This is a genomic window from Pseudoalteromonas sp. RB2-MNA-CIBAN-0110, from assembly GCF_040309305.1.
GTDB lineage: Bacteria > Pseudomonadota > Gammaproteobacteria > Enterobacterales > Alteromonadaceae > Pseudoalteromonas > Pseudoalteromonas arctica.
In genome coordinates, this window is record NZ_JBEOOQ010000065.1 from 1 (window position 1) to 9,966 (window position 9,966).

General features: G+C 36.2%; 11 protein-coding genes. 7 read left to right on the forward strand and 4 right to left on the reverse strand.

Features of this window, described 5'->3' with window-relative positions:
* Positions 1 to 90 precede the first annotated feature (90 nt).
* Positions 91 to 609, forward strand: coding sequence for a hypothetical protein (locus AAEY68_RS20160; RefSeq protein WP_024593596.1), 519 nt, complete (start codon positions 91 to 93; stop codon positions 607 to 609).
* Between the two features lie 201 nt (positions 610 to 810).
* Complete coding sequence (locus AAEY68_RS20165) at positions 811 to 1,353, forward strand: hypothetical protein (RefSeq protein WP_024593597.1); 543 nt, start codon at positions 811 to 813, stop codon at positions 1,351 to 1,353.
* Here the strand turns inward: AAEY68_RS20165 and AAEY68_RS20170 are convergent.
* From AAEY68_RS20170 to gloA, 3 genes are all read right to left on the reverse strand, one after another.
* Entirely contained in the window at positions 1,350 to 2,948 is a 1,599-nt protein-coding gene (locus AAEY68_RS20170) for an MASE1 domain-containing protein (protein ID WP_024593598.1), read from the reverse strand. The genes AAEY68_RS20165 and AAEY68_RS20170 overlap by 4 nt on opposite strands.
* The gene (locus tag AAEY68_RS20175; RefSeq protein WP_024593599.1) at positions 2,935 to 3,564 is read right to left on the reverse strand and encodes a response regulator transcription factor; all 630 of its coding nucleotides are present in this window, start codon (positions 3,562 to 3,564) and stop codon (positions 2,935 to 2,937) included. Before AAEY68_RS20175 ends, AAEY68_RS20170 begins: the two co-directional genes overlap by 14 nt.
* Before the next feature lie 168 nt (positions 3,565 to 3,732).
* Complete coding sequence (gene gloA / locus AAEY68_RS20180; RefSeq protein ID WP_024593600.1) at positions 3,733 to 4,260, reverse strand: lactoylglutathione lyase; 528 nt, start codon at positions 4,258 to 4,260, stop codon at positions 3,733 to 3,735.
* Positions 4,261 to 4,469: 209 nt separating this feature from the next.
* On the opposite strand from gloA, the gene AAEY68_RS20185 reads away from it, so the two are divergent.
* Positions 4,470 to 4,829, forward strand: coding sequence for a hypothetical protein (locus AAEY68_RS20185; protein ID WP_024593601.1), 360 nt, complete (start codon positions 4,470 to 4,472; stop codon positions 4,827 to 4,829).
* Between the two features lie 26 nt (positions 4,830 to 4,855).
* Positions 4,856 to 5,365 (forward strand): DUF421 domain-containing protein, encoded by a 510-nt coding sequence (locus AAEY68_RS20190; protein WP_350586754.1) that lies wholly within the window; start codon positions 4,856 to 4,858, stop codon positions 5,363 to 5,365.
* 71 nt (positions 5,366 to 5,436) lie between these two features.
* Here AAEY68_RS20190 and AAEY68_RS20195 read toward each other — a convergent pair whose 3' ends face one another.
* Entirely contained in the window at positions 5,437 to 6,057 is a 621-nt protein-coding gene (locus AAEY68_RS20195) for a trimeric intracellular cation channel family protein (protein WP_342879830.1), read from the reverse strand.
* A gap of 417 nt (positions 6,058 to 6,474) precedes the next feature.
* On the opposite strand from AAEY68_RS20195, the gene AAEY68_RS20200 reads away from it, so the two are divergent.
* From AAEY68_RS20200 to AAEY68_RS20210, 3 genes are all read left to right on the forward strand, one after another.
* Complete coding sequence (locus AAEY68_RS20200) at positions 6,475 to 7,086, forward strand: cold shock domain-containing protein (RefSeq protein WP_024593603.1); 612 nt, start codon at positions 6,475 to 6,477, stop codon at positions 7,084 to 7,086.
* A gap of 186 nt (positions 7,087 to 7,272) precedes the next feature.
* Positions 7,273 to 8,931, forward strand: coding sequence for a DUF262 domain-containing protein (locus AAEY68_RS20205; protein ID WP_024593604.1), 1,659 nt, complete (start codon positions 7,273 to 7,275; stop codon positions 8,929 to 8,931).
* Positions 8,932 to 9,237: 306 nt separating this feature from the next.
* Positions 9,238 to 9,576, forward strand: a complete 339-nt coding sequence (locus AAEY68_RS20210) for a hypothetical protein (RefSeq protein WP_139016252.1) — start codon at positions 9,238 to 9,240, stop codon at positions 9,574 to 9,576.
* Positions 9,577 to 9,966: the final 390 nt, after the last annotated feature.

Genomic DNA, 9,966 nt, shown 5'->3' on the forward strand with positions numbered 1-9,966 from the left:
CTGCTAAAGCCTGGGTCTCACATTACCCGAACCTGGTATTAATATTAATTAATTTATGGGTTTATTATCCATACAAGGATGCTTATTGTAGTGGAAAAGGTGCAACACACTAAAGAATGTATTATGTGCTTTAGCGCCATAGATTCACGGGCTAAAAAATGCCCACAATGCACCTCACTTCAAGCCAAATACTCTAACTTAGAAAACAACCCCATTATTATTGGTGCATTAGTACTTAGTATTGTTGGTATTTTTGGGTTTATTTTTTATCAAAATATTTATGTAGCAGGGCTTGAAGATCAAGCACAAAAAAACTTAATCGCTAATGTTAGCCAAATTCATACTAAAAATGAAAACGATGCATTGTATGTTGCATGCATAGGGCAGGTAAAAAACGAGTCGGACTTCACCTTTAAAAATATAAAGTTTAAGGTCGATTTTTTAACAGATCAAAACACGCTAGTCGATACGCTATCAATAACCGACGAAGACCTAATTATACTTCCTAATGACTCAACAAACTTTAGAGTAAGAGGTATTGCGCAAAAACAAGCGGCTAGTTATAACAATTGCCAAGTAACAATAACCGATGCCTGGGCTTATAAATAAGCTATAAATCACTTACAAATTAATTATTAGCAGTTAGCTAAACCACTCGCTTTTTTGTTTGTAATATTAGTTATTAACTTAAAAGCCACTAAATCCAAAATTTATATAAGCCATTTTCCTAGAGTGATTAAGAATATGGATGATTTATTACTTAAGTAATCGTTTATACACTCCTTGTAACTTGCAAGTGAGGGATCGAAAATGAGCTTGATTGATGAAAGTACAAAGGATTTTGGAAGCATGAGCGTGTTGCTTCACAGCTTAGGAACTGATTGCTACCGCATTGAGTGGAATAGCAGAATGACCGGAGCTTCAATAAGCTTAATTCGTGTTAAAAAAAACGAATATATAGTTGTGCGAAAATGGGCAACCGCCCGCAATATAGATGACGTATCAGCAGAGTTTGATCGGGCTAACCAAGCACTAATTCATTTTTTAAATAATGTTGATGTAATTAAAAGTAAAAACGAAAGTATTGTTGCAGCTAAAGAGCATTGCATAAACTTATTTACCTCAGCTGAGGGCTTAAAACCAATTAGCCATCCGAGCCTACCTACGCCACGCTTACAAGAAGCAATAGGCAAAGAAGTCATTGTAAAATCAAGTTTAGGCAATTATTTAATATCAAAAGGCATGCTATTACAGCTATTAGGTAATCAAGCCGAGATCCAAGTTAATCCCGACCACCTTGACGAAGGCCAATTAAGGCAAAAATTTTATACCAAACAAGTTCATGTTTGCTAATTAATTGCGCCATCAAAACTCAAAGGCAGCTTTACTTTAATGGTAAAGCCATTTTGTTTAAACACCTTAAAAGTCCCGCCTAACGCCGTAGTGCGCTCCTCTATAAACGCCAAACCGTAGTGACCTGAGTTATCTGTTGGGGTTACTAAAGTCCCGTTATCGCTAATTGTTAACTCAATAAATTCGTCGCTGTTTATTATATTTATAACCAGTTTGCTGGCATTGCTGTGCTTCATACAATTGGTTACTGCTTCTTGGCAAATTCGGTAAATAGCTATTTCGTGATCTTTTGAAAGGCTATTATCTAACTTAAATTGTGGCTGATACTTAATATTTTCCTTGTGCAGTAAGCTTTTTAGTCGCCCTTGTGTTATTGCCTTTTCTAAACCGAGTTCATCTAGCTCACGCGGGCGAAGATAATGCATTAATTGATAAACAGAGTCATACATCGAATTAGCATTGTTTTTTAATGTAGTCACAAACGATTGGGTATCTTCGTTACTAAGGTGCGACAAAATAGCTAAATCTGTTTTTAATGCCGTTAGGTTTTGCCCTAATTCGTCATGCAACTCTTGCGAAAGGTGCTTTCGCTCGTTTTCTTGCACCGACACCATTTTGGCAGCCAGCGCCGTGTTTTGAGTTAGCTGCTCCTTAAGCTCTTTATTGGTTTGCTTTAACTCGTTGTTTTTACGTTTAAGCTCAGTAATTGCAGCGCCTAAAACCATACTGGTAATTGCGTTTGCTAAAATAAATAACTGGCTAATGTAGGTATTGCTAGGCTCATGCGTAATGCTTGCTTCAATTATTATTAATGCGTTAATTAGCGCTGCACTGCTTACAGCCCCTAACGAGCCATACTTATACGAAAACCAAATTATAGGTAATAACGATGCAAGTCTTAATAGCGGGTAGGTGTCTGGGCGAACCGCATAGACAAAAAATACAATTAATATAAAACACACTAAAGTGGCTACTAGGCCAAATAATTTAGTGAGCCTGATTTTGTTAAAGCTGTATTTAGAATCGTAAATTAACATAATAAAAGGGGCAATTAACAGCGAGCCAGTTATATCACCTAAGCACATGTTTAACTGATACTGCAGTAGCTCTTTAGCAACCAATACATTTGTAAATTCAAATGCACTGGCAAACAAAAACCACTTTATAGATGTACTCGCAACACAAAGCAGTATTAACGAAAGTATACCTAGGCTGTCGTTAATGCTTGGCGGCCAGCGGCTATTTTTAAACACATAAACAAGCGCTATAAAGCAAAGCTCCTGCCAAAAGCCATGAAATAAATCAAACTCCCAAACCCCACTGTATGTTAAACCAAGCTGTGCAGCTAAAGCGCGCGATACAACCCATAAGGTGAGCCAATAGCGTGTTGGAGTGAGTAAGTAAAACGCAATTTTTACGCCTGCGGGAATAAATATAGCGCTGCTCTCGGGTACGGTTTCAAGGTTTTGGCTAACCCAAAAAGCGGCGAGTGAAGCAATAAAGTAAATTAGCCCCACCAATAACTGTTTAGCTACCTCTTTGTATGCGGTAGTAAAACTAACATTAGATAAAGAAGAAACGTTAGGTAAGTTCATCTAACGGTATTACTCCTGCATCAATTGCAATTTTTAGCAGTTCAAACGAGGTAGTAACATTAAGTTTGCTGTATATGTTTGCTTTGTGTACATGCGCTGTTTTAGGCATTATTTCGAGTATTTGCGCAACTTGTTTAGCGTTTAACCCCTTAGAAAATAACGGAAAGGCTTCAAGCTCTCTGTTAGTAAGTACAGTTAATGCTAAATTTTCGCTACTCATCGAAAAATTTACGTCTTCACTAATGTACCTTTTACCTAAAGCGACCGCTTTAACTGCATCTATTAGCTCATCAGAGGCAGAACGCTTAGACACATAACCCAAAACGCCTAATCGCAAAGCATTGCTTACATAAGGTTCGTGGTCGTGCATGGAGGCAACAATACTTTTAATATGCGGGAAAAACTCTTCAAGGTACGACAAAAAAGAAAGGCCGGTTTCAGTGCCGTTAAGCGATATATCAACAATAAATATATCAGGTTGTTCAAGCTCTACAGCCAGCTTAGCTTCTGTCACGCTGCAGGCTTCAATAATTACTTTCCAATCTGGTTGTAACTCTAAAAGCTTTTTAAAGCTGTCTCTTACTAATTGATGATCTTCTATGATGCCAATGAGCATTTAAATCTCCTTTTATGCTTAAAATACAGCGGGGCGGGTAACTAATTACCTAAAACGTTTTAAATGGGTTACCTCACTTAAAAGCAAGGTAACAAAACCAGTGGTTCTAAATTGGTAATTAGTTGCTGGTGGAGATTACAACTAAGCTCTTTTTATAGCAGCTTATTATTACTGAGAAAGAATAATTTCAGTAATACCTTCAGCAGATAGTATTTCAATCCAGTAGCCGTCAGGGTCTTTAATAAATGCTAAGCCTTTCATTGAGCCATCATCTGGTTTTTTAACAAACTCAACATCGTACTTTGCAAAGCGCTCACAGGCTTCGTAAACATCCGGTACGCTAATACCAATATGCCCAAATCCTTTAGGTTCTTGGTTACCACTGTGGTACCCCTCAAAGCTGTCGTCGGTTTCGGTGCCCCAGTTATGGGTTAACTCAATTAGCGCAGGGCGACGAAACACCCATTCTGCTTTAGTTTTATCATCACCTTGTGGCAATTCTTGCTCGTAGCCTAAAAAGTAAAGCGTAAACTTCATACCAGGAAAATCATACTTACCTAACAGCTTCATACCTAATACATTTTGGTAAAATTCAAGCGACGGCTTTGGATCTTTAATACGTAACATAGTTTGTTGCATAACAAAGCCCTGAGTGGCCTGTTCAACTTGTTCTGGAGATTCGTTATAGTTAGACATGGTGATCCTTACTGAAAATTATAAAAAGGGTGTAAGTATTACGTGTTCCATCATAATCAACCGCCACTTAAATTAAAACCATTCTAGGTAATTCAACGCGTTATAATTGCCTTTAAATTACTAGCACAGTATTTGCAAAGCGTATAATTAAAACTAATGGGCTGATAAATATCTCTGTGCATATTATTAACAAAAACTAGGACGTTTTTTTGAAAACACTTTTACCTTTACTAAGTCTAATATTACAGGCTTTTTTATTACTCGCACTCACGAGCTTTTTTAGTGGGTTTTATAATGCGTATACAGTATTTGCTGGTGGCGATCCTAAGTTAATCGCGGGACATATTTCATCAGCCATTGTTGTATCACTTATACAAATTATTCCTGCTTTAATTGGGCTTTTTATAAATACGTACGTGCTAAATAGTAGCTTAAATAAAAACATTAACAGCTCAGCCATTTTTTTAAATATTTCAAAATTTTATGCCTACCTGTGGATTTTATTTATTCCACTTGGTACGTTTTTAGGTATTAAGCAATTAATTAGATTAAAAAGTGTAAGTAAATAACGAGCACTTACAAAAAAGGAGCCACTATGTTTTACGATGATATTCAGGGGTTATTACGTGTACTTACAATAGGCGTACTGGGTTATATTGCACTGGTGTTTTGGCTGCGCGTATCGGGTAAACGTACGCTTTCAAAGTGGAACGTGTTCGACTTTATAGTCACCATTGCGCTGGGCTCTATATTAGCGTCTGTTATTATTTCAAAAAGTGTTCCGTTAGCTGAGGGCATACTCGCCTTTGTAGTATTAATAGGGCTGCAATATGTTATTACGTGGCTTAGTGTGCGCTCGTCAAAATTTGCAGCGCTTATAAAAGCAGAACCCACGCTTTTACTGAGTGATGGTGAATACTGCACGGCTGCACTTAAATCGCAGCGGGTAACAAAATCAGAAATTCGCGCCGCTATTCGTGGCGCTGATATACTAGCCATAGAAGATGTAGCCGCCGTAGTGCTAGAAACCGATGGCAGTTTTAGCGTACTTAAGCATAATAACAGCGGGTTAAAAACCGCGTTAAGTGATGTAAGCGGGCATTAAATTAATACGCTAATAGTTATATTAACTAAGGCAGGTATATTACCTGCCTTATTTTGTATTAAAGCTTATTTTTATTTAGCGTGCTGCTCTAATAAACTAAAGGTAGGTAAGCGCCATTTAAAGCGTATTGATGCCATACGTATTAAGTACCCTGCAACAAGGCTTACAATAATACTTATGTTGTCGTCTATATTGTAATGGTGCAGTGCTAAGTATAAGCACGCTACAATTAACGATACGCTTGCATACAACTCGTTATGCAGTACCAACGGTGCTTGGCGACATATTAAATCTCGCAGTAATCCACCAAATACGCCAGTAACAACGGCAGCCACTACACAAATACCGTAATGCAGCCCCATATTTAGCCCCACTTGGCAGCCAATAATGCTAAAGGCAGCTAAACCAAGGGCGTCTAGGCGCATAAATATGCCTTTAAATTTAACCACCCATTTAGCCAGCCACGTAGTGACAATACCGGCAATACAGGTAATTAATAAATACTCTGGGTGTTGTACCCACGTAAGCGGGTAATTGCCTAGTAATATATCTCGTACGCTACCACCGCCAATTGCCGTGGCGCTGGCTACTAGCACTACGCCAAACCAATCCATTTTCATTCGTCCTGCGCTAAGTGCGCCAGTCATGGCTTCTGCTGTAATACCAATAATATAAACAATCGTTAATAGCATGAGATAATCACTTAAAATACGTGCGTAAAAATAAGGTGTGGATTGTATAGATAAATTAAGTAAATAACGAATGAAAAATCGTACTAAAAACGGTTAATTCAGATAGAAATAACTAATGACAAAACCGCGTGTAAACAAGCTGTTAAGCTGGTGGGTGAGTGCGTAATGGTTGATGTTAATTAAAGGACATTTGGCCGCAAATTATAAATAAAACAGGTTGAGGTTTAGTTGTTTTTAGCACGCTTATTTTTAGCTAAATTTAATAACTTAGTTTAATAATTTTGTTTAGTAGGTAAAGCGTGAAATTAACGCAATATGAATATTTAGTTGCATGGTTTTAATTTAGGAACGTATAATAACAAGTGTTAACTAAATGGAATTTGCGTAAAACGCAGCTTAAGCAGAGCAGGTGAATACATGAACAAAGGATTGTTAAAGTCGTGGAAAACAGATAAAGGTTTTGGTTTTATTAAATCAGACACCCTAGAACACGACACATTTATACACATATCAGCGCTCAAACACATGAGCCGCAAGCCAAAAGTCGGCGACACCATTTACTTTGAAGTTGCAACACAGCCCGACGGTAAAACCAAAGCAGTTAACTGTCGTATAGAAGGCGTTGCAGAGCTTAAAGCACCTTACCAAAAACACAATAACCAGCCGTACCGTATCTCAAAATCTAATTTTGCCAGTAGCTTTTTAGGTAAAGTTGCCTCAATTGGTCTTACTGTGCTTTGTTTATATGCGTTTACTAAATACAACTCTCACTCAAGCAGCCAAACACCTATTATCACCAATGATTTAGCCACCAATGATGATTTAGCCACCTTTGATGAAAAATACCCAAAACTCGTTATTCCTAAAACCACACAAAACTTTACGTGTGATGGCAGGCAATATTGTACTGAAATGCGCTCACGCGAAGAGGCGGTATATTTTATTAATAATTGCCCGAATACAAAAATGGATGGCGACGGTGATGGAAAACCTTGTGAGAACGATACAAGATTTAAAAATGAATGGTAATTTTATAAATCGTTTAGCTAAAGGTTAGGTTGAATAAAAATAAATTTAATTAATGGCTGTGTATAAATACAGTTTTGTAAATTTTGACCCATAACATTATTAAAAGTCGTTTTGGGTGTTATGACCCACCAAAGTGGAGTTCAATAAATTGTTAGATGAGTCGCACCATCAAATATCGAGGAATAAATGAAAATAGAAGCTGAAATTGAAAATCTTAAAAAGATACTCGTTGATGATGAGAAGTTCTATCAAATTCCAGATTATCAAAGACCCTACTCTTGGGATAAGGATAATTTATCGGACTTGATAGATGATTTAGTGTCAGCTTATCTTGATAACAAAAAAGAAACATATTTCTGTGGTTCTTTGGTTTTAGTGAATAACGAATCAGATTCTAGGTTTGATATTATTGATGGTCAACAAAGAACAACTACATTCACAATAATATCATGTGTATTTAGGGATGTGTATTTGACAGAGTTAGGTCCAAAAGCAAAAGACTTTATAAACTCTTCAATTCAAGATAAATATGAAGACTCAAAAAGAAAGCTAAAGTTCTTAACAAATGAACAGTATCAAATTGACTTTGAGGAAACTGTTTTAAAGGGTATTGATTTTAAGCCAACAAGGAACATTGAAAAAGATTTACCAAATAATAAATACCTTCAAAATGCACACTACATCAAGGGGTTCTTGGAAGAAAAATTTACCGAGAATGATATTAATGTAGATGATTTTGTTATTTGGTTTTTTGAGAACGTAGTGTTGACAGTTATAACATGCCCTTCTCAAGATAGTGCAATTAAGATATTTAATGTGCTAAATGACAGGGGAATGCCTCTTAGCTCTATTGATATATTGAAATCAACTTTGATGCAAAAGTTAGATGGCAAAGAAGATCGAAACGCTTTTAAAGTAAAATGGGAATCTATCAATTCAAATCTAAAGTTTTCTAACTTTGACTTGGATAGCATGCTAAACACATATTTATATTACAAACTATCAACAAACCCTAAAAGCCGTTTAGATAAAGAACTAATAGGTGTTTTCGACAAAGAAGGTAAAAGTGCTTTAGAAATAATTAAAGAAATAGGTGATTTTTCAGTTTCTTATGTGAAAATTCTAAATGAAGAAAACAAATACCTATATTGCCTTAAGTATTTAAGGCACCGAATATATTGGGTAAGTATTATGTCTACGGCTTTATATACAAATTACCCAGAAATTGAAGAGTTAAAGAAGCTATTAGTCGCATACTACTATCAAAACTGGATTGCGGGAGCCACCGTTGCAAGAATAAAACAAACCAGTTTCAATATTTTAAAACTTATTAAATCTGGCGCACCAATATCTGATATATCAACAGAAATGCAGGATAGCTTAAAGAAATACTCAACTACTAAAACATTCAAAGAAGAGTTAGAAGGTAGCTGGGTGTATGGAAGGAAATGGGATAGGGCTATTTTATTGCTAGTTGAATATTTCTCTAGTGATGATAGTAAGCAAAGCTATATTTCTATTGGTAGTAAATTACATTTGGAGCATATTTTACCTCAAAATCCAGATGATGAAGCTGGCTGGAAAAATATATTTAGTTCCGAAGAACGTGAAGAGTGGACTAATTCATTAGCCAATTTAACACTGCTGTCGATGAGGAAAAATATTCAAGCACACAATTATTCCTACGTTAAAAAAGTGGAAGCATATCAAGATAAAGATAATGTGGTTACACCATTCTTAATAACTCAAGATGTTATAAAATGTGGTAAATGGGACACTGAAGAACTAGAAAAAAGAGAAAAGAATTTAAGCTTCAGAATTATGGGCAAATTGGATGTATTCTGAAAAATCATCTAACAAGTCAAATCACGCTGCCGTGGTAAAGCTTTCACCTTTTGTGAAAAACACGCACACAAGACGCCAACTTCACCGCGCAGGTGTTTGAGGCGTCAAAACTTTAGAATCACTCTTTTTTAAGAAGAACAGCCAGTTTTATGGGGTCCAAATGCAATTACCTAATGCTTTAAAAACGCTTAGAGTTAATTACAGGAACTCGTCTTTTAATTGAATTTGGCTGTTAGAGTTATTCTACAGCCTCGTTATGTTTCAGTTTTACCCACAGTTAGTGGGTACCTAATTATTGAGAGAAGTATGGCTACTAAAGCAAGGTTTTATAGAGTTACAACACAAAATGGGCATGGAGAAAGCACCAAAATAGTTAGTGCTCCTAAGAAATCTGTCATTCCCTCAGTATTTGAGAATAAGGACATTAAAGTAACTAAAGTCAAACACTTAGGCTTTATGGTCGTAAATGCTGTGCCAAATGAAGATATGGATGATGTTATATTCGTCGTCCCCGATCTGAGTATATCAATTGAACGTGAAGAAGCAGGTTATAAAAGTTTATCAGTACAATTTGATGATAAAGTTGCTGATGTAGATAAACAAATTAAAGATTACCACTCTGGTGGGGATTTTTATGAAACATAACATGTGGCTTAAACGGAAAATAATGTTTGGCAAGGCATTGAGGCTGTAGAATTTCTCTTTTTTGAGAAAAGTAGACTGTTTTATGGGTTTTAAATGCATTACCTAATGCTTTAAAAACGCTTAGAGTTGATTACAGGAACTCGTTTTTTAATTGAATTTGGCTGGTGGAGTTATTCTACAGTTTCGTTATGCTTTTCTAGGATTATCAATGCAAGGTTTTTTCAACGAGGGAAACATGATTTCGATAATATCCGCATTCATTGCTTTATCTTCAGCTGTCATCGCATTACTCGGTCTGACTTTTACATACAAGTGTAGTGGTACAGTGATTTTGGCCACCCATTAAGAAAGAAATGTTATGCTAATAAGCATACAAATTTGGGTGAAAAA